Below are 19,518 nucleotides of genomic sequence, written 5' to 3'. Positions count from 1 at the left end.
GCCCGGTTACATTCCGAACCCGGAAGCTAAGCCTTTCAGCGCCGATGGTACTGCAGGGGGGACCCTGTGGGAGAGTAGGACGCCGCCGAACAATCTTTGAAGGACCCTTGGTCCCAGCGTTCACGCTGGGACCAAGGGTCCTTTTTGTTTTTCCGGAGCGCGTTGGATGTCCGACTGCGCCAGAATGTCTTGTAGTACCCGATGACAGGAGTCACGCCGATGTCCACCAACTCTCCCGACGATCGTTCGGAGCGCGAGCCGCGTCGCCGGGACGGTGGTGACCGGGGCGGCTTCAACGGTCGCCGTGACGACCGGGCCGGCGGGCCCCGTAGGGATGACAACCGCGGTGGCGGCTTCCGGCGTGATGACCGGGATCGCGGGCCCCGTCGTGATGACAGCCGGGGTGGCTACGGCGGTGGGTTCCGTCGGGATGACCGGCGTGACGACAACCGCGGTGGCGGGTTCCGTCGTGACGACCGTGACCGGGACCGTGGTCCGCGCCGTGATGACGACCGTGGTGGGTTCCGTGGTCCGCGTCGGGACGATGACCGTGGTGGGTTCCGTGGTCCGCGCCGTGATGACGATCGTGGTGGTCGTGGGTTCGAGCGTCGTGATGACCGGCCGCGTGGGCCGCGCCGTGATGATGACAACCGCGGTGGCGGCTTCCGCCGCGACGACAGCCGGGGTGGCTACGGCGGTGGGCCCCGTCGGGATGACCGGCGTGACGACAACCGTGGCGGTGGGTTCCGTCGGGATGACCGGCGTGATGACAACCGTGGTGGCGGGTTCCGTCGTGACGACCGTGACCGGGACCGTGGTCCGCGTCGGGACGATGACCGTGGTGGGTTCCGTGGTCCGCGCCGTGATGACGACCGTGGTGGTCGTGGGTTCGAGCGTCGTGATGACCGGCCGCGTGGGCCGCGCCGTGACGACGACAACCGCGGCGGCGGCTTCCGCCGCGACGACCGCGACCGTGGGCCCCGGCGTGATGACAGCCGGGGCGGGGGTTACCGCGGGCAGCGGGACGACCGTGGTGGCCGGGGCGGCTACCGGGGGCGTGACGACCGCGGTGGGTACGAGCGGCGGGACGACCGGGACCGCGAGCCCATCAAGCGGCTCCCGATCCCCGAGGACGTCACCGGCGACGAGATCGACAAGGACGTGCGGCAGGAGCTGATGAGCCTGCCGAAGACCCTGGCCGAGGACGTCTCCAGGAACCTCGTCATGGTGGCCCGGCTGATCGACGAGGACCCCGAGCAGGCGTACGCGTACTCGCGGATCGCGCTGCGGCTGGCCTCCAGGGTCGCCGCCGTGCGTGAGGCGGCCGGGTTCGCCGCGTACGCGACGCAGAAGTACTCCGAGGCGCTGGCGGAGTTCCGGGCGGCGAAGCGGATGACCGGTTCCGTGGAGCTCTGGCCCGTCATGGCCGACTGCGAGCGCGGACTCGGGCGGCCCGAGCGGGCGATGGCCATGGCCGGCGAGCCCGAGGTGCAGAAGCTCGACAAGGCCGGTCAGGTCGAGATGCGGCTGGTGGCGGCCGGGGCCCGCCGGGACATGGGGCAGCTCGACGCCGCCATCGTCACCCTGCAGAGCCCCGAACTCGCGTCGAGCGCCGTGCACCCGTGGACGGCGCGGCTGCGCTACGCGTACGCCGACGCGCTGCTGGCCGCAGGGCGTGAGGACGAGGCGCGCGAGTGGTTCGGCAAGGCGCTGGAGGCGGACAAGGACGGTTCCACGGATGCCTCGGACCGGCTCGCGGAGCTGGACGGCGTCGAGTTCGTCGACGCCCTCGGTGACGACGAGGGCGAGGACGACACCGTCGTCCCGGCCGACGCGGACGCGGACGCCGATGAGGCGGACGAGGACACCGGCAAGCCCGACGTCACGGACGGTGCGGCCGACAAGGCCGGGACCGAGGACGAGAACGGCACGTCCCAGGCGTGAGGCATGACGGAGGGCGGCATCCCGGGAAGGGGTGCCGCCCTCCGTCGTTGGTGCGGGTCAGCCGAGGTCGAGGCTGCGCAGGACGAGGCCGGTGGCCGGCTTGGGGCCGAAGGAGGTCGACTTGCGGGGCATCGTGACGCCCTGCCGGGCGAGGTCGCGGACGACTTCCTCCCGTACCGGATGCATCAGGACCGCTGTCGCGCCGAGGCGTTCGGCCTGTTCGACGGCGGCCGCGGTGTCGTGGATGTACGCGATGTGCTCCGGGGCGTCGGGGATGCGCCAGACCTGGTCGAGCAGGGCCGAGTGCAGGACCGTCGCGTCCAGGGTCCGCCAGGCGGCCGGACGGTCGGCGGGCACCGTGCGGGCCAGCAGGGCGGCGTCCGGGCGGTCGACGAGATGGAACCCGCCGTCGCCCGCGAGCAGGAACGCGTTGCCTTCCGCGGCGGCCTCCGCGAGCGCCTCCAGGGCCTGCGGGAGCGGCACGTCCAGGGGCCGGACGCGGAAGAGGCCGTCCAGCGCCGCGAGCGCGTCGGCGACCGGGAGGCGGCGCAGCAGCCGGTGGATGGCGCGCACCCGGAGCGGGTAGCGGGCGGTGTCGACCAGGAGGACCAGGCCGAAGTCCCAGGGGCCGTGACCGGTGTGCTCCTGCTGCAGCCGCAGATACGTGGCCCAGCGGTGGTGGCCGTCGGCGATCAGGGCCTGGTGCCGTGCCAGGTCGGTGTCGATCTCGGCCCGGTCGTCGGGATCGGTGATCGCCCAGAGACGGTGGCGGAAGCCGTCCTCGGTGGTGGTGGCGAGGAGCGGGGGGCGGTTCACGGTCCGCTCGATGACGGCGGTCGCGCCCGGACCGCCGTCGTCGCTGCGATAGGTGAGCAGCAGCGGTTCGAGGTGGGCGGCCGTCGTGCGCATCAGGTCGGCCCGGTCCTCGACGACATGGGACATCACGTCCTCGTGCGGCAGGACGATGCCGTCGGCGGGGGCGGAGAGTTCGAGGGCGCCCACGATGCCGCGTTGCAGGATCTCCGCGTCGCGCTGCTCGTAGACGTACAGGGCCGGCTCGGCGTCGGGCGCGAGGACACCCTCGGACAGCCAGCGGTTCAGGGTCTCGGCCGCCTGCTTGTGGCGGGCGGCGGCGGTGTCGGCCTGGGGCAGGATCAGCCGGACGATGTTGTGCGGATCCGCCGATTCCAAGTGGTGCAGCCCGTCGGGTCGAACGACGACGTCGTACGGCGGTGAGGTCACCGCGGAGAGGCTGCCGACCTGTTCGGGGACGTATCGCAGTCCACGGAACGGGATCAGGCGCAGCCCCTGGTCGGCCGGACTTGGTGTGTTCATTTCTGCATCGTATGCGGGCGGCTCCGGTGAGCGACGGGCGATGAGCGATGATCGGACGGAAGCATGGAGCGAGGAGCGCGACGGATGAGTCAGGTGAGCAGGAACGCACCGAAGGGGAGCAGCACCGCGTTGTACGAGGCGTACGACACGGCGCTGCTCGATCTCGACGGAGTGGTGTACGCGGGCGGGCGGGCGATCGTCCACGCCGTCGACTCGTTGGGCACGGCGAGGGACGGCGGGATGCACCTGGCGTACGTGACCAACAACGCCCTGCGGACCCCGGCGGCGGTGGCCGAGCACCTCACCGAGCTGGGCATTCCGGCCGAACCCACCGACGTGATCACCTCGGCGCAGGCGGTGGCCCGGCTGATGGCCGACCAACTGCCCGCCGGGTCCAGGGTGTTGGTGGTGGGCGGCGAGGGGCTGCGGGTCGCGCTGCGGGAGCGGGGCCTGGTGCCGGTGGAGTACGCGGACGACGAACCGGTCGCGGTGGCGCAGGGGTACGGCGGGCCGGACATGGCCTGGGGGCGGTTCGCCGAGGCCGCGTACGCGATCGCGCGCGGGGCGGTGTGGTTCGCGTCCAACACCGACCTGACGATTCCGGGTGCCAGGGGCATCGCGCCGGGCAACGGGGCGGCGGTGGAGGTCGTACGGATCGCCACCGGGGCCGAACCGCAGGTCGCCGGGAAGCCGCTGCCGCCGATGCACCGGGAGACGGTGCTGCGGACCGGGGCCGAGCGCCCGCTGGTGGTCGGGGACCGGCTGGACACGGACATCGAGGGCGCCTTCAACGGAGGTGTGGACTCCCTGCTGGTGCTCACCGGGGTGACGGACGCGGCGCAGTTGGTGGCCGCCGGGCCGAGGCACCGCCCCACCTACGTGGACGCGGACCTGCGGGGGCTGCTCACCGGGCAGCCCGAAGTGACGGAGACCGGCCGCGGCTTCGTGTGCGGGGACTGGACGGCGTCGGCGCGCGGGGACGAACTGGTGCTGGAGGGAGACGGGGACGCGCTCGACGGGCTGCGGGCGCTCTGCGGGGCGGCCTGGTCGCACGCCGGGGACGGCTCGTGCGGACTGGACGCGGGCAAGGCGGTCTCGCGGCTGGGGCTGTGACGGGAGACCGGGATCGGGCGCGGGCCGGCCCGGAGCCCGAACGCGGCGGGGCCCGGGGCACGGCGGCGGGCCGGTCCGGAGTCTGGATTCGGCAGAGGGTAGGCTAACCTAACTTTGCCTTGTTCGGTGGGTCGCCGTCCGGACGGCGACCCACCGAACAGGCGGAACCGGGTCCGGCCCGGCCTCCGTCCGGGGGCGAAGGAAGTCCCCTCGCACCCGCCCGCCTCCGACTCCGGGAGTACGACCATGCAGCGCCTCACCGCGGACTCGGTGACCCTCGGCTACGACCGGCGGGTCATCGCGGAGAACCTGTCGGTCGAGATACCCGACAACTCGTTCACGGTGATCGTCGGCCCCAACGCCTGCGGCAAGTCGACCCTGTTGCGGGCGCTGGCCCGGATGCTGAAGCCGGAGAGCGGGCGGGTGCTCCTGGACGGGCAGGCGATCCACTCGATGCCGGCGAAGAAGGTCGCCAGGACGCTGGGGCTGCTGCCGCAGTCCTCCATCGCGCCGGACGGCATCACCGTCGCCGACCTCGTCGGGCGGGGCCGGTACCCGCACCAGGGGCTGCTGCGCCAGTGGTCGCCGGACGACGAACGTGTCGTCGGGGAATCGATGGCGGCGACGGGGGTCGACACGCTGGCGGACCGCCATGTCGACGAACTGTCCGGCGGGCAGCGGCAGCGGGTGTGGATCGCCATGGCGCTCGCCCAGCAGACGCCCCTGCTGCTGCTCGACGAGCCGACGACGTACCTCGACATCCAGCACCAGATCGACGTCCTCGACCTCTGCGCGGAGCTGCACGAGACGCAGGGGCGCACCCTGGTGGCCGTGCTGCACGACCTGAACCACGCCGCGCGGTACGCCACTCACCTCGTCGCGATGCGCGACGGCGAGGTGGTCGCCGAGGGGGCGCCGGGCGAGGTCGTCACCGCGGAGCTGGTGGAACGGGTCTTCGGGCTGCGGTGCCAGGTCATCGACGATCCGGAGACCGGGACCCCGCTGGTCGTGCCCGCCGCGCGCAGGCCGCGCGGCGGGGTGGAGGCGGCCGGGGCGGTCGCCAGGGGCTGAGCCCGCGTACGGGCCCTTCCCGGCCCCGCCCCGCCGGATCGCAGCGGTGCGCCACTACAGCAGTGATCTGAGCTTCAGCAGGTCCCGGAAGCCGGCTTCCAGCCGGACCCGGCCCGAGCCCCAGGCCCTGGCGAAGTTCAGGTCGCCGTCCACCATCGCCACCAGGTCGTCCCCGGTCATCGCGAGCCGGATCTCGGCCTTCTCCCGGGGCGGACCGTCCACCGTGTCCAGGACCTGGATCCGGCCATCGGCCAGCCGGCCGGTGAACGTGACGTCGAGGTCCTTGATGTGACAGCTCAGCGAACGGTCGAGGGCCGCCGCGGCGCGCACGTCGCCGTCGGCACCCGCGAGGTTGTCGGAAAGTCTGTCGAGCGCGCTGCGGCACTCAGCCATGGTCGCCATCGTGAACGACGGTACCCCAGCCCTTCGCGGTAGCGTTTCCGCATGAGCGACTCGATGCCGGAACAGGGGACGACCGCAGTGCCGACGGCGTCCGGGGGCATGGTGCGGGGTCCGTCCGGCGAGGACCCGGTCCCCGACGGCGCGGGGGCGCCGCTCGACTTGGCCGCGCCCGCCCCCCTCGGCGTCCCGCGCACCGCCACCGGCGACGCCGGGGTGGACGCCGGCCTGGAGCGTCTCGCCGACGCGGACCACCTCCCGACGGAGGGACACGTCGAGGTGTACGAGGATGTACACCGCGGACTGCGCGAAACGCTGACCGCGCTGGACGCCGGGCCCGTGCTCGCGCCGGTCCCCCCGTACGACCACAGGAGCTGAACCGAACGTGGCAGGAGTGGCACGTCGCCGTCTCGACGCCGAACTGGTACGCCGAAAGCTCGCGCGCTCGCGCGAGCACGCGAGCCAGTTGATCGCCGCCGGGCGGGTGACCGTCGGCGGGAACACCGCGACCAAACCCGCCACCCAGGTCGAGACCAGCGCGGCCGTCGTCGTCATCAAGGACGACAGCGACCCCGAGTACGTCTCGCGCGGCGGGCACAAGCTGGCGGGCGCCCTCGCCGCCTTCGTGCCCCTCGGGCTGGCGGTCGAGGGGCGGCGGGCCCTGGACGCCGGGGCCTCGACCGGAGGCTTCACCGACGTGCTCCTGCGGGCCGGTGCCGGTCATGTCGTGGCCGTGGACGTCGGCTACGGGCAGCTGGCCTGGTCGCTCCAGTCCGACGACCGCGTCACTGTCAAGGACCGTACCAACGTACGGGAGTTGACGCTGGAGGCGATCGACGGGCAGCCGGTGGACCTGGTGGTCGGCGACCTGTCGTTCATCCCGCTGGGCCTGGTCCTGCCCGCCCTGGCGCGCTGCGCCGCCCCCGACGCGGACCTGGTCCTCATGGTCAAGCCGCAGTTCGAGGTCGGCAAGGAACGGCTCGGCAGCGGCGGTGTGGTGCGCAGTCCCGAACTGCGGGCCGAGGCGGTACGGGAAGTGGCGCGCCGGGCCTGGGAGCTGGGCCTCGGGGTGCGGGGAGTGACGGCGAGCCCGTTGCCGGGCCCGTCGGGGAACGTCGAGTACTTTCTCTGGCTGCGGGCCGGAGCACCTGAACTGGATCCCGCGGATGTCGACCGTGCAGTGGCGGAGGGGCCTCGTTGACGACGAATGCGGCACGAATGACGACGAACACGGCACGAACCGTTTTTCTTCTGGCACACACCGGCCGCCCGGCCGCGATCCGCAGTGCCGAACTGGTCGTACAGGGACTGCTGCGCAACGGCCTGGGCGTGCGGGTGCTGGCCACCGAGGCGGCCGATCTGCCGCTGCCACCGGCCGTCGAGACGGTCACGGACACCACCCCCAGGGCCGTGGACGGCTGCGAACTGCTGATCGTGCTCGGCGGGGACGGGACGCTGCTGCGCGGCGCCGAGTTCTCCCGCGCGTCCGGGGTGCCGATGCTCGGCGTCAACCTCGGCCGGGTCGGCTTCCTCGCCGAGGCCGAGCGGGACGACCTGGACAAGGTCGTCGACCGGGTCGTCACCCGGGCCTACCAGGTCGAGGAACGCATGACCCTCGACGTCCTCGTGCACAGCAACGGCGACGTCGTCCACACCGACTGGGCGCTCAACGAGGCGGCCGTGCAGAAGGTGTCGCCCGAGCGGATGCTGGAGGTCGTCCTGGAGATCGACGGCCGCCCCGTGACCGGGTTCGGCTGCGACGGGATCGTCTGCGCCACCCCGACCGGATCGACCGCCTACGCCTTCTCGGCGGGCGGCCCCGTGGTGTGGCCCGAGGTCGAGGCGCTGCTGATGGTGCCGATCAGCGCCCACGCGCTGTTCGCCAAGCCGCTGGTGACCTCGCCCACCTCGGTGCTGGCCGTCGAGGTCCAGCAGCACACCCCGCACGGGGTGCTCTGGTGCGACGGGCGCAGGACCGTGGAGCTGCCCGCCGGGGCGCGGGTCGAGGTGCGCCGCGGCGCGGTGCCCGTACGGCTCGCCCGGCTGCACCACGCCTCGTTCACGGACCGGCTGGTCGCGAAGTTCGCCCTGCCGGTCTCGGGGTGGCGGGGCGCACCGCACTGAGCGACGGACATTCCCCCGGAGGTGTTGCGAATCCTTCGTGTACACACGGGAGAGTGAGGGCAGGGAGGCGGGGTCCGTCGCACATCGGGGCCCGGACCTCGTAAGGTCGTCTCCGTGTTGGAGGAGATGCGGATACGGTCGCTCGGAGTCATCGACGACGCGGTGGTGGAGCTGTCACCCGGCTTCACCGCGGTGACGGGTGAGACCGGCGCGGGCAAGACCATGGTCGTCACCAGTCTGGGGCTGCTGCTCGGCGGGCGCGCCGACCCGGCCCTGGTACGGATCGGGGCCAAGGCCGCCGTCGTCGAGGGCCGGATCACGGTGTCCGACGGCGACGCCGTCGCCCTGCGGGCCGAGGAGGCCGGGGCCGAGATCGAGGACGGCGCGCTGCTGATCAGCCGCACGGTTTCCGCGGAGGGGCGCTCCCGGGCGCATCTCGGCGGCCGGTCCGTGCCGGTCGGGGTGCTCTCCGAACTCGCCGACGAACTCGTCGCGGTGCACGGCCAGACCGACCAGCAGGGGCTGCTCAAGCCGGCCAGGCAGCGGCAGGCGCTCGACCGGTACGCGGGCGACGGCGTCGCCGTGCCGCACGCCGAGTACGCCGCGGCGTACCGGCGGCTGCGGGCCGTTGCCACCGAGCTCGACGAGCTGACCACCCGGGCCCGGGAACGCGCCCAGGAGGCGGATCTGCTGCGCTTCGGGCTGAACGAGATCGCCGCGGTCGAGCCCCTGGCCGGCGAGGACGCCGACCTGGCGGCCGAGGCGGAACGGCTCGGCCACGCCGAGGCGCTCGCCTCCGCGGCGTCCCTCGCGCACACCGCGCTCGCGGGCAACCCCGAGGACCCCGAGGGCATCGACGCGACGACCGTGGTCGCGGCGGCGGGCCGGTCCCTGGAGGCGGTGCGCAACCACGACCCGGCGCTGGCGGCGCTCGCCGACCGGATCGGCGAGATCTCGATCCTGCTCTCCGACGTGGCGGGCGAACTGGCCGGGTACGCCGATCAGTTGGACGCGGACCCGTTGCGGCTCGCCGCGGTCGAGGAGCGCCGCGCCGCGCTCACCGCGCTCACCCGGAAGTACGGCGAGGACATCACCGCGGTGCTCGCCTGGGCCCGGGAGGGCGCCGCCCGGCTCACCGAGCTGGAGGGCGACGACGACCGCATCGGCGAGCTGACGGCGGAGCGGGACGCGCTGCGCGCCGAACTCTCCGTCCTGGGGCAGTCGTTGACCGACGCGCGCAACCGGGCCGCGGAGCTCTTCGCCGAGGCCGTGACCGCGGAGCTGGCCTCGCTCGCCATGCCGCACGCCCGGGTCTCCTTCGCCATCCGGCAGACCGAGGCGCCCGACGAGGCGTCCGGCATCGAGATCGACGGCCGGAGCGTGGTCTACGGGCCGTCCGGCGCCGACGAGGTCGAACTGCTGCTGGCCCCGCACCCGGGGGCCCAGCCGCGGCCGATCGCCAAGGGGGCCTCGGGCGGTGAGCTGTCCCGGGTGATGCTGGCCGTCGAGGTGGTCTTCGCGGGCGCCGACCCCGTGCCCACGTATCTCTTCGACGAGGTCGACGCGGGGGTCGGCGGCAAGGCCGCGGTCGAGGTCGGGCGGCGGCTGGCCAAGCTCGCCAGGTCCGCGCAGGTCGTCGTCGTCACGCACCTGCCGCAGGTGGCGGCGTTCGCGGACCGGCAGCTGCTGGTGGAGAAGACCGTCGACGGGGCGGTGACCAGCAGCGGGGTCACGGTCCTGGAGGGCGAGGACCGGGTGCGGGAGCTGTCGCGGATGCTCGCGGGCCAGGAGGACTCCCAGACGGCGCGGGCCCACGCGGAGGAACTGCTGGCCGCGGCACGGGTGGAGGGCTGAGGCACCTCCGTGCGGAGTTTCACCCGCACGGAGTTCTGCCGGTGCCGGGTACGCGTCGGTCGTGCCCGGCGGCGCCCCGCGTAGCCTGGCGCGCATGGGAGTGACATTCGGCGGGGCCGTGTCCGGCGCGGTCTCGGCGGCCGTCGCGACGGGCGTGTACCGGGCGTTGCGGGCCCGGCCGCGCGGGCGCTGGCAGCGCGTCAACCACGCGGGCCGGACCGTCGATCTGTACGCCGGACCCGCCGCGGTGCTCGGTACCGCGGCCGGAGCGGCGGTGCTGCCCCTGCCGGCCCGTACCCGGTGTGCCGCCGTGCTCGCCGTGCTGGCGGCCGGCGGCTGCGGCGCGTACGACGACTTCGCGGGGGCGGGCGATCCGCGCCGCGGCTTCCGAGCCCACCTGGGCGCGCTGCGCGACGGCGAGCTGACCGGCGGCGCGGTGAAGCTCCTCGGGATCGGGGCGGCCGGGCTCGCGGCCGGTGCGCTGCTCCGGGAACGGCCCGTCGACCGGGTGCTCGCCGCGGTCGTGATCGCCGGGGGCGCGCACCTCGTCAACCTGATGGACGTGCGGCCCGCGGCCGCCGCCACGACCGTGCTCGCCCTCGGCGCGCCGGGGCTGGGCCGCGGCGGGCTCACCGCCGCACCGCTGGGGGCCGTGGCGGCGCTCGTCGCCGAGGACCTGGGGGAGCGGACCATGATGGGGGACGCCGGGGCCCACGCCCTGGGGGCGGCTCTCGGGGTCGCGGTCGTCGCGGCCGGGGGCCGGGCCGGGCTCGTTCTCCACGCGGCCGGGCTCGTCGTGGCGGCGGTGCACGGGGACCGGATCAGCCGGCTCGCCCGGACGCTGCCGGAGCGCTGACAGAGGGGTTTTCTCCCGTCGGAGGGGCCCGCTTTCCTGACAGCTGGTCAATAGCGCGCCGTTTTCTCACCCGTGAGGGTGATAGGGCGTGTGCCGTTGTTGCGATGTGGGCAGGAACGGCGCCCCGACCGTGCCGGAACGTGCGTACGGACTGGCATCCTTGGCGGTGCAATCACCGCCGACTCGGGACCCCCGGGAGCCATTCAACGTGTCACAGCTGCGTACGGTCCAAGTCCTGGGCGGCGGCAGCGCGGGCAGCAGCGCCCACGTCGGTTCGCTGACCGCGGGACTGATGGCGAGGGGCGTGCACGTCACCGTCTGCGCCCCCGCCGAACTGGACCGCGCCCACGACTACTCCGGCACGGGAGCCCTCTTCGCCCCCGTGCCGCGACGCAGCGATCCCGCCGCCGTCGCCGCCCTGCGCGCCGCCTGCGCGACGGCGGACGTGGTCCACGCGCACGGCCTGCACGCCGCCGTGCGCGCCTCCCTCGCACTCGGCGGCCTGGACATCCCCCTGGTCGTCACCTGGCACGCCCGCGCCCTCGCCGAGGGCGCCCGCGCCCGACTGCTGCGCCTGATGGAACGAAGGGCCGCCCGCGCGGCCGCGGTCGTGCTCGGTACGACGTCGGAACTGGTCGACCGGGCGCGGAGCCGGGGCGCGCGCGACGCCAGGCTCGCCCCCGTCTCCGCCCCCGTACCCCGCCGGCCCGCCCCGGACCCCGACGAGGCCGGCAAGGCGAGGGCCGAACTCGGCGTGGTCGAGCGGCCGTTGATCGTGTCGTACGGGAGCCTCGTACCGCATCACGGGTACGGCACCCTGCTCGACGCCGCACGGATGTGGTGCGACCTCGACCCCGCGCCGCTGCTGGTCATCGCGGGCGAGGGGCGGGAGCGGGCCGCCCTGCAACGCCGGATCAGGAACGAGGAACTGTCCGTCCGGATCGTCGGCGATCACGAGGACCCCACCGGGCTCCTGGCCATGGCCGACCTGGCCGTGCTGTCCAGCAGCTGGGAGGCGCGTTCGGTGCTGGCCCAGGAGGCGCTGCGGCTCGGTGTGCCGCTGGTCGCCACCGCGGTCGGCGGGGTGCCCGAACTCGTCGGCGACGCCGCGGAACTCGTACCGTGCGAGAACCCCGAGGCGCTCGCGCGGGCGGTGTCCGGACTGCTCTGCGACCCGCACCGGCGCGAGCAACTGGCCGCGGCGGGGCCGGTACAGGCCGCGACCTGGCCCACCGAGGACGACACCATCGCCCAAGTGCTCAGCATCTACGACGAGTTGACCCAGCCGCTGGCGACGCGGGGGCGCTGAGCCCGGCCCTACGGGGTGTGGCGGCGGGCCCGCAGGGCCAGGCTCAGGGCCAGGACCGCCTGCGGATCGTCCAGATCGGTGCCGAGCAGCTCACCGATCCGGGCCAGCCGGTTGTACAGGGTCTGACGGTTCAGATGCAGCTCCCGCGCGGTCTCCGCCTTGCGGCCCGCGTGGGCCAGGTACGTCTCCAGCGTCGGCAGCAGCGGGGGACGCGAGGTGCGGTCGTGGTCGCGCAGCGGACCGATCGCCCGGTCCACGAACGCCGCCAGGTCCGGGTGGTCCCGCAACCGCCACAGCAGCAGGTCGATGTCGAGGCGCCGGGCGTCGTACCAGGGCCGGTCGCCGAGCCCGTGCGCGGCCGTCGCCGTCTCCGCCGCGTGCCGCAGCCCCGCGCCGGCCGCCGCCCAGCCGCCCGCCACCCCCACCACCACGACCGGCGGATGCGACCCGGCGCGCTCCAGACCGGCCCGCTCCACCCCCGCCCGCAGCGCCGCCGCGACCCGGTCCGCCACCGCCGTGCGCTCCGTCTCGGACCGCAGCCCGAGCAGCACCGGCACCCGGCCCTCCACGGGGCGCACACCGAGCAGCACCGGTACCCCCACCGACGCGAGCTCCTCCAGCACCGCCCGCGCCAGCAACGCCCAGTTCCCCGACACGGACAGCTCGGGCGCCAGCCGCATCACGACCGGCAGCAGCGGTATGCCGCCCGGCTTGAAACCCAGGACGCGGGCCTGCGCCGGGGCGTCCTCCGGGGTGATCCGGCCCTCGGCGAGATCCGTGAGGAAGTCGCCCCGGCCGCGGGCCGCGAGCTCCTCCTCCTGCCGGGCCTGCATCAGCACGACGGCCAGGATCCCCGCCGCCCGCTCCGCCGCCATCCGATGCACGGTGACCAACGGCCCGGACACCGCCAGCAGCACCAGCCGGGCCCGTACCGAACCCGTCCCGGGGCCGCCGCCCGGCACGTCCACCAGCACCGAACCGGTGGGCGGGGCCTCCCGGGCCGCCCGGTCGCCGCGCATCCCCTCCCACACCTGGAGCGGATCGGCGCCGACCGTGCCGGACCCCGGGCCCGCCGCGTACAGCAGCTGGCCGTCCGCCGTCTCCAGGAAGACCGGGTTGGCGGTGAAGTCCGCCAGGATGCCCAGCACCTGGGGCACCCCGCCACCGCCGAGGAGCGCCTCCGTGCACCGGCGGTGCACGTCCTCGGCCTGCCGCAGCAGGGCGTAGTGGCCGTTGACGATCTCGGTGTGGATCTCCTCGGTCACCGTCACGAACGGCACCTCGCGGTGCAGCTGCACCAGCGGCAGCCCCGCGGCGCGGGCGGCGTCCACTATCGACGCGGGCAGCCTGCTGAAGCGCGGCCCGAGCTCGACCACCAGGGCGGCGATCTTGCGGTCGGCGAGCCTGCGGACGAAGGCCCGCTGCTCGGCGGGGCGGGTGCCGAGCCCCAGACCGGTGGTCAGCAGCAGCTCGCCGCCCTTGAGCAGCGAGGCGATGTTGGGGACCTCGCCCGCGTGCACCCAGCGCACCGTACGGCTCAGCCGGTCCGCGCCGGCCACCACCTCCGGGAGCCCGCTGCGCAGCCCCGGCAGCTCCAGGGCCCGCTGCACGGTGATTCCGCCTTGCGTCTCCACTGCCTCTGGCCTCGCGCTTCCACTCGGATCGGACGGGCGATCGCCCTGCTCAGGAAGGTACCCGGTTCCGGACGGCAGAGGGGATGGCCGGGGGACGGGAGGGGCCGGGGAGGCTGTTGACAGGGGCGGGGACCGCTGCGATCTTGTGACCGCCGCCCGGTTCCGGCCGGGCGGCCCTCGTATCGGGACCCGGACCAGGAGCAGACGTGGGCGACGACGTACCGGCGGGCACCAGCGGGCCGGGACCCTTCGGCCCGCTGGTCGGAGCCGACTGGCTGGGGCCGCGGCTGAACCGGCCGGGCCTGGTGGTCCTCGACGCCTCCGTGGGCGCGCACCGGGGGGCGCGGCTGCGGATCCCGGGCGCGAGGACCTTCGACATCGACGGGGCGCTGTCCGACCACGACGGGCCCCTGCCCCACACGATGCCCGCCCCCGACCGGTTCACCGAGGAACTGCGCTCCCTGGGCGTGCACGACACCGACACCGTCGTCGTCTACGACTGCGCGGGCATCTACTCCAGCGCCCGCGCCTGGTGGATGCTGCGCGCGATGGGCTTCGACCGGGCCGCGGTGCTCGACGGCGGTCTGCCCGCCTGGACGGACGCCGGACTGCCGGTGGAGGACGCGCGATCCGGCCCCGCGGTGGCCCGCGGCGACTTCACCGCCCGGCCGCGCCCGGAGCTGTTCGTCGACGGCGCCGAGGTGGCGGCGGCCCTGTCCGACCCCGGAGCGGCCGTCCTCGACGCCCGTTCCCGGGAACGGTTCGCCGGTACGGTCGCCGAGCCCCGGCCGGGACTGCGCGCCGGGCACATGCCGGGCGCGGTCAACCTGCCCTTCGACGAGGTCCGGCGCGACGGCCTGATGCGCCCGGCGGACGAACTGCGCGCGATGTTCAGCGCCCTCGTCGGAGAGCGCGAGCGACTGCTGTTCAGCTGTGGATCGGGCGTCACCGCGTGCGTCGTGGCGCTCGGCGCCGTGCTGGCGGGCTACGACGACACGGCCGTGTACGACGGGTCCTGGAGCGAATGGGGGCTGCCGTCGAAGCGCCCCGTCGTGACCGGGACGGCCGTCGCCCCGCCGCACTGAGGGAACTTCCTCGGGCGGGACCCGCCGCTCATCGAGACCCGCCCCGCGGACCGGTGACCGCACGGCCGGCCCCCGCCCCGCCGGCCGCGCGGTAAACGTCACCGGGGCCGGCCGGACAGGGGACGGTACGGGCGGTCACCGCCGGTTCAACCGGCGTACGCCCCGCTCGCCGTCAGCCGCAGCGCGGTGTCGATCAGCGGCACGTGGCTGAACGCCTGGGGGAAGTTGCCCACCTGGCGCTGGAGCCGGGGGTCCCACTCCTCCGCGAGCAGGCCCAGGTCGTTGCGCAGGGCCAGCAGCCGTTCGAAGAGCTGGCGCGCCTCGTCGACCCGGCCGATCATCGCCAGGTCGTCCGCCAGCCAGAACGAGCAGGCCAGGAACGCGCCCTCGTCGCCCTCCAGGCCGTCGACGCCCGCGTCCTCGCCCGCGGTGGGGTAGCGCAGCACGAAGCCGTCCTCGGTGGACAACTCGCGCTGGATCGCCTCGATCGTGCCGATCACGCGCTTGTCGTCCGGCGGCAGGAAGCCCATCTGCGGGATCAGGAGCAGGGAGGCGTCCAGCTCCCGCGAGCCGTAGGACTGGGTGAAGGTGTTGCGCTCCGGGTCGTAGCCCCGTTCGCAGACGTCCCGGTGGATCTCGTCGCGCAGCTCCCGCAACCGCTCCAGCGGGCCCTCCGCGTCCCCGGACTCGATCAGCTTGATGGTGCGGTCGACGGCGACCCAGGCCATCACCTTCGAGTGGACGAAGTGGCGGCGCGGGCCGCGCACCTCCCAGATGCCCTCGTCCGGCTCGTCCCAGTGCTTCTCCAGGTACTCGATCAGTTTGAGCTGGAGGCCGGTCGCGTAGTCGTTGCGGGTCAGCCCGGTCATGTGGGCGAGGTGGAGCGCCTCGGTGACCTCGCCGTACACGTCCAGCTGGAGCTGGCCCGCCGCGCCGTTGCCGACCCGGACCGGGGCCGAGTTCTCGTAGCCGGGCAGCCAGTCCAGCTCGGCCTCGCCCAGCTCGCGCTCGCCCGCGATCCCGTACATGATCTGCAGGTTCTCCGGATCGCCCGCGACCGCCCGCAGCAGCCACTCGCGCCAGGCGCGGGCCTCCTCCCGGTAGCCGGTGCGCAGCAGCGAGGAGAGGGTGATCGCGGCGTCGCGCAGCCAGGTGTAGCGGTAGTCCCAGTTGCGGGACCCGCCGATGTCCTCCGGCAGCGAGGTGGTCGGCGCGGCGACGATGCCGCCGGTCGGCGCGTACGTCAGCGCCTTGAGGGTGATCAGGGAACGGACCACGGCCTCCCGGTAGGGCCCGTGGTACGTGCACTGTTCGACCCACTCGCGCCAGAAGTCCGCGGTCGCGTCCAGCGAACCCTCCGGGTCCGGCAGGCCCGGCGGCTCGCGGTGCGAGAGCTGCCAGCTGATCGTGAACGCGATCCGGTCGCCCGGCGCGACCGTGAAGTCGGAGTACGTCGTCAGGTTCTCGCCGTAGGTGTCGGCGGCGGTGTCCAGCCAGACGGAGTCCGGGCCCGCGACGGCGACCGTGCGGCCGTCGACCTTGTGCACCCAGGGGGTGACCCGTCCGTAGCTGAACCGCATCCGCAGCTCGGAGCGCATCGGCACCCGGCCGCTGATCCCCTCCACGATCCGGATCACCTGCGGCGCGCCGTCGCGCGGCGGCATGAAGTCGGTCACCCGGACCGTTCCGCGGGGCGTGTCCCACTCCGATTCCAGGATGAGGGAATCACCGCGATAGCGGCGGCGGTCCGCGGCCTGCGGTTCGGTGCCGTCCGCCCGCGCGGGACCCAGGCGCCAGAAGCCGTGCTCCTCGGTACCCAGCAGTCCCGCGAAGACGGCGTGCGAATCGAAGCGGGGAAGGCACAGCCAGTCCACTGTGCCGTCCCGGCAGACCAGGGCGGCGGTCTGCATGTCTCCGATGAGTGCGTAATCCTCGATGCGCCCGGCCACGTGCGTCTCCAGTCGAACGGCCATGTCGCCCCGTAGGGCATTACTGCGGGTCAAGAGGTCGTCGCAAGGCGTGTGGTGGGAACCTGCGAACGTGTCACCTCACCCGGGGCAAGTGTCCGAGCAGGATACGACGCACTCCGATGATCTGCGCGACGGTCTTGACAACCGGTCCGACCCGAACGGGTGTGTGTGCGGACACTCGCGGTGATCATGCGAGGTGGAGGGTCGGGACGTCGCCGGAAGCGGTCTCCCCTCCGCGCTGATACCCTGGTAGCCCGTGGACCGGTGGTCGTCCGCAACCGCAGACGAGGCCCCCGAACCGCAGCGACGGCACCTCCGGAGTCTCCGGACGAGAACGCCGGTACGCACCTCACGATCGCGACCACGGGAGCCCCCTTTGGCTATGCAGCCCACATCCACGACGACCAAGCACATCTTCGTCACCGGGGGTGTCGCCTCTTCCCTCGGCAAGGGTCTGACTGCCTCCAGCCTCGGTGCCCTGCTCAAGGCGCGTGGCCTCCGGGTCACCATGCAGAAGCTCGACCCGTACCTGAACGTCGACCCGGGCACGATGAACCCGTTCCAGCACGGTGAGGTGTTCGTCACCAACGACGGTGCCGAGACCGACCTGGACATCGGCCACTACGAGCGCTTCCTCGACGTCGACCTCGACGGCTCCGCCAACGTCACCACCGGCCAGGTCTACTCCCAGGTGATCGCCAAGGAGCGGCGCGGCGAGTACCTCGGTGACACCGTGCAGGTCATCCCGCACATCACCAACGAGATCAAGCACCGCATCCGCCGGATGGCCACCGACGACGTCGACGTCGTGATCACCGAGGTCGGCGGCACGGTCGGCGACATCGAGTCGCTGCCGTTCCTGGAGACCGTCCGCCAGGTTCGCCACGAGGTCGGCCGGGACAACGTCTTCGTCGTGCACATCTCGCTGCTGCCCTACATCGGCCCGTCCGGCGAGCTCAAGACCAAGCCGACCCAGCACTCCGTCGCCGCGCTGCGCAACATCGGTATCCAGCCCGACGCCATCGTGCTGCGCGCCGACCGCGAGGTGCCGCTGTCCATCAAGCGCAAGATCTCGCTGATGTGCGACGTCGACGAGGCCGCCGTGGTCGCCGCCATCGACGCCAAGTCGATCTACGACATCCCGAAGGTGCTGCACACGGAGGGCCTGGACGCCTACGTCGTGCGCAAGCTCGACCTGCCGTTCCGCGACGTCGACTGGACGACGTGGGACGACCTGCTGGACCGGGTCCACAACCCCGACCACGAGATCACCGTGGCGCTCGTCGGCAAGTACATCGACCTGCCCGACGCCTATCTCTCGGTCACCGAGGCCATCCGGGCCGGCGGCTTCGCCAACAAGGCCCGGGTCAAGGTCAAGTGGGTCGCCTCGGACGACTGCAAGACTCCGGCGGGCGCCGCGAAGCAGCTCGGTGACGTCGACGCGATCTGCGTCCCCGGCGGCTTCGGCGACCGCGGCGTCAACGGCAAGATCGGCGCCATCCAGTACGCCCGCGAGAACAAGGTGCCGCTGCTCGGCCTCTGCCTGGGGCTCCAGTGCATCGTGATCGAGGCCGCGCGCAACCTGGCCGAGATCCCCGACGCCAACTCCACCGAGTTCGACGCCGCCACCGCGCACCCCGTCATCTCGACGATGGAGGAGCAGCTGGCGTACGTCGAGGGCGCGGGCGACCTGGGCGGCACCATGCGGCTCGGGCTGTACCCGGCGAAGCTCGCCGAGGGCTCGCTGGTCCGCGAGGCGTACGACGACCAGCCGTACGTGGAGGAGCGCCACCGCCACCGCTACGAGGTCAACAACGCCTACCGGGCCGAGCTGGAGAAGAAGGCCGGTCTGGTCTTCTCCGGCACCTCCCCGGACAACAAGCTCGTCGAGTACGTCGAGTACCCGCGCGAGATCCACCCCTACCTGGTCGCCACCCAGGCCCACCCGGAGCTCCGCTCCCGCCCGACCCGCCCGCACCCGCTCTTCGCGGGCCTGGTCAAGGCGGCCGTCGCGCGCAAGGTCGCCGCGTCCTCGGGCAAGTAGTCCGGTGCCGCACAGGCGTTAACGTTGACCGGGGTACGGATCCACCGAGGATCCGTGCCCCGGTTTCTGTTTTTCGTGGGAGGACGTAGATGGGTTTCCAGGACACGCCCGAGGAGTGGCAGGTCACCGCGACCGAGACGCCCTTCACCGGCAACAAGACCAGCGTCCGCACCGATGAAGTGGTGATGCCGGACGGCACGGTCGTGCGCCGCGACTACCAGGTCCACCCGGGGTCGGTCGCCGTGCTCGCGCTCGACGGGGAGGGCCGGGTCCTGGTCCTGCGGCAGTACCGCCACCCGGTGCGTCACAAGCTCTGGGAGATCCCGGCCGGACTGCTCGACGTCCCCGGCGAGAACCCGCTGCACGCCGCCCAGCGCGAGCTGTACGAGGAGGCGTACGCCAAGGCCGAGGACTGGCGGGTGCTGACCGACGTCTACACCACGCCGGGCGGCTGCGACGAGGCCGTGCGGATCTTCCTGGCCCGGAACCTCTCCGAGGCCGACGGGGAGCGCTTCGAGGTCTCCGAGGAGGAGGCGGACATGGAGCTGGCCCGGGTGCCGCTCCAGGAGCTGGTGCGGGGCGTGCTCGCGGGGGAGCTGCACAACAACTGCCTCGTCGTGGGCGTCCTCTCGCTCGCGGCGGTGCTGGCGGGCGACGGGATCGACTCGCTGCGCCCGGCCGAGGCGCCGTGGCCGGCCCGCCCGTTCGAGGCCTGACCGGGCGCGGTCGGTGGGCCCCCGGACACCGGGGGCCGCTCGCGGGCCCGGGGCGTTCCGGGGC

At 73.3% G+C, this 19,518-nt stretch carries 17 protein-coding genes and 1 rRNA gene; 14 read left to right on the top strand and 4 right to left on the bottom strand.

The window, feature by feature from the left end; all coding sequences use genetic code 11:
* The 3 genes from rrf to ACFYW1_RS29160 all read left to right on the top strand — a co-directional run.
* Positions 1–91: ribosomal RNA gene (gene rrf, locus ACFYW1_RS29170) — 5S ribosomal RNA — on the top strand; the annotation flags it as partial.
* Between the two features lie 339 nt (positions 92–430).
* Positions 431–1,177: a hypothetical protein gene (locus ACFYW1_RS29165; protein WP_388999581.1), complete on the top strand. Its 747-nt coding sequence runs from the start codon at positions 431–433 to the stop codon at positions 1,175–1,177.
* The gene (locus ACFYW1_RS29160) at positions 1,177–1,944 is read left to right on the top strand and encodes a tetratricopeptide repeat protein (RefSeq protein ID WP_388999556.1); all 768 of its coding nucleotides are present in this window, start codon (positions 1,177–1,179) and stop codon (positions 1,942–1,944) included. Before ACFYW1_RS29165 ends, ACFYW1_RS29160 begins: the two co-directional genes overlap by 1 nt.
* Before the next feature lie 57 nt (positions 1,945–2,001).
* Here ACFYW1_RS29160 and ACFYW1_RS29155 read toward each other — a convergent pair whose 3' ends face one another.
* The gene (locus ACFYW1_RS29155) at positions 2,002–3,279 is read right to left on the bottom strand and encodes a DUF1015 domain-containing protein (protein WP_388999553.1); all 1,278 of its coding nucleotides are present in this window, start codon (positions 3,277–3,279) and stop codon (positions 2,002–2,004) included.
* 84 nt (positions 3,280–3,363) lie between these two features.
* Here ACFYW1_RS29155 and ACFYW1_RS29150 point away from each other — a divergent pair, with 84 nt between their 5' ends.
* Together ACFYW1_RS29150 and ACFYW1_RS29145 are read left to right on the top strand one after the other, a co-directional pair.
* The gene (locus ACFYW1_RS29150; protein ID WP_388999550.1) at positions 3,364–4,392 is read left to right on the top strand and encodes an HAD hydrolase-like protein; all 1,029 of its coding nucleotides are present in this window, start codon (positions 3,364–3,366) and stop codon (positions 4,390–4,392) included.
* Between the two features lie 246 nt (positions 4,393–4,638).
* On the top strand, positions 4,639–5,463 hold the full coding sequence (locus ACFYW1_RS29145) for an ABC transporter ATP-binding protein (protein WP_388999547.1): 825 nt from the start codon (positions 4,639–4,641) through the stop codon (positions 5,461–5,463).
* A gap of 54 nt (positions 5,464–5,517) precedes the next feature.
* Here ACFYW1_RS29145 and ACFYW1_RS29140 read toward each other — a convergent pair whose 3' ends face one another.
* Positions 5,518–5,865 (bottom strand): SCP2 sterol-binding domain-containing protein, encoded by a 348-nt coding sequence (locus tag ACFYW1_RS29140; protein ID WP_148833921.1) that lies wholly within the window; start codon positions 5,863–5,865, stop codon positions 5,518–5,520.
* A 42-nt stretch (positions 5,866–5,907) separates the two neighbouring features.
* On the opposite strand from ACFYW1_RS29140, the gene ACFYW1_RS29135 reads away from it, so the two are divergent.
* The 6 genes from ACFYW1_RS29135 to ACFYW1_RS29110 all read left to right on the top strand — a co-directional run bounded on the left by ACFYW1_RS29135 (position 5,908) and on the right by ACFYW1_RS29110 (position 12,005).
* Positions 5,908–6,240: a hypothetical protein gene (locus tag ACFYW1_RS29135; protein ID WP_388999543.1), complete on the top strand. Its 333-nt coding sequence runs from the start codon at positions 5,908–5,910 to the stop codon at positions 6,238–6,240.
* A gap of 7 nt (positions 6,241–6,247) precedes the next feature.
* The gene (locus tag ACFYW1_RS29130) at positions 6,248–7,063 is read left to right on the top strand and encodes a TlyA family RNA methyltransferase (RefSeq protein ID WP_388999540.1); all 816 of its coding nucleotides are present in this window, start codon (positions 6,248–6,250) and stop codon (positions 7,061–7,063) included.
* A gap of 17 nt (positions 7,064–7,080) precedes the next feature.
* Positions 7,081–7,986: an NAD kinase gene (locus ACFYW1_RS29125; protein ID WP_148833917.1), complete on the top strand. Its 906-nt coding sequence runs from the start codon at positions 7,081–7,083 to the stop codon at positions 7,984–7,986.
* 126 nt (positions 7,987–8,112) lie between these two features.
* Positions 8,113–9,840 (top strand): DNA repair protein RecN, encoded by a 1,728-nt coding sequence (gene recN / locus ACFYW1_RS29120; RefSeq protein WP_388999578.1) that lies wholly within the window; start codon positions 8,113–8,115, stop codon positions 9,838–9,840.
* Between the two features lie 94 nt (positions 9,841–9,934).
* Positions 9,935–10,696: a hypothetical protein gene (locus ACFYW1_RS29115; protein ID WP_388999536.1), complete on the top strand. Its 762-nt coding sequence runs from the start codon at positions 9,935–9,937 to the stop codon at positions 10,694–10,696.
* A gap of 208 nt (positions 10,697–10,904) precedes the next feature.
* Positions 10,905–12,005, top strand: coding sequence for a glycosyltransferase family 4 protein (locus ACFYW1_RS29110; protein ID WP_388999533.1), 1,101 nt, complete (start codon positions 10,905–10,907; stop codon positions 12,003–12,005).
* An 8-nt stretch (positions 12,006–12,013) separates the two neighbouring features.
* Here the strand turns inward: ACFYW1_RS29110 and ACFYW1_RS29105 are convergent, their stop codons facing one another.
* On the bottom strand, positions 12,014–13,639 hold the full coding sequence (locus tag ACFYW1_RS29105; RefSeq protein WP_388999530.1) for a PucR family transcriptional regulator: 1,626 nt from the start codon (positions 13,637–13,639) through the stop codon (positions 12,014–12,016).
* 206 nt (positions 13,640–13,845) lie between these two features.
* On the opposite strand from ACFYW1_RS29105, the gene ACFYW1_RS29100 reads away from it, so the two are divergent.
* Entirely contained in the window at positions 13,846–14,724 is an 879-nt protein-coding gene (locus ACFYW1_RS29100) for a sulfurtransferase (protein WP_388999527.1), read from the top strand.
* Between the two features lie 146 nt (positions 14,725–14,870).
* On the opposite strand, the gene ACFYW1_RS29095 is transcribed toward ACFYW1_RS29100, so the two are convergent.
* Positions 14,871–16,697 (bottom strand): glycoside hydrolase family 15 protein, encoded by a 1,827-nt coding sequence (locus ACFYW1_RS29095; protein WP_388999524.1) that lies wholly within the window; start codon positions 16,695–16,697, stop codon positions 14,871–14,873.
* Positions 16,698–17,076: 379 nt separating this feature from the next.
* Here ACFYW1_RS29095 and ACFYW1_RS29090 point away from each other — a divergent pair, with 379 nt between their 5' ends.
* Complete coding sequence (locus ACFYW1_RS29090; protein ID WP_388999521.1) at positions 17,077–18,738, top strand: CTP synthase; 1,662 nt, start codon at positions 17,077–17,079, stop codon at positions 18,736–18,738.
* Between the two features lie 89 nt (positions 18,739–18,827).
* On the top strand, positions 18,828–19,454 hold the full coding sequence (locus tag ACFYW1_RS29085) for an NUDIX domain-containing protein (protein WP_388999517.1): 627 nt from the start codon (positions 18,828–18,830) through the stop codon (positions 19,452–19,454).
* The last annotated feature ends 64 nt before the right edge of the window (positions 19,455–19,518 follow it).

The sequence above is a fragment of the Streptomyces sp. NPDC002669 genome, from assembly GCF_042889165.1.
Lineage (GTDB): Bacteria > Actinomycetota > Actinomycetes > Streptomycetales > Streptomycetaceae > Streptomyces.
Note: the sequence above shows the minus strand (reverse complement) of the source record. Positions and strands in the feature narration are given on the sequence as shown.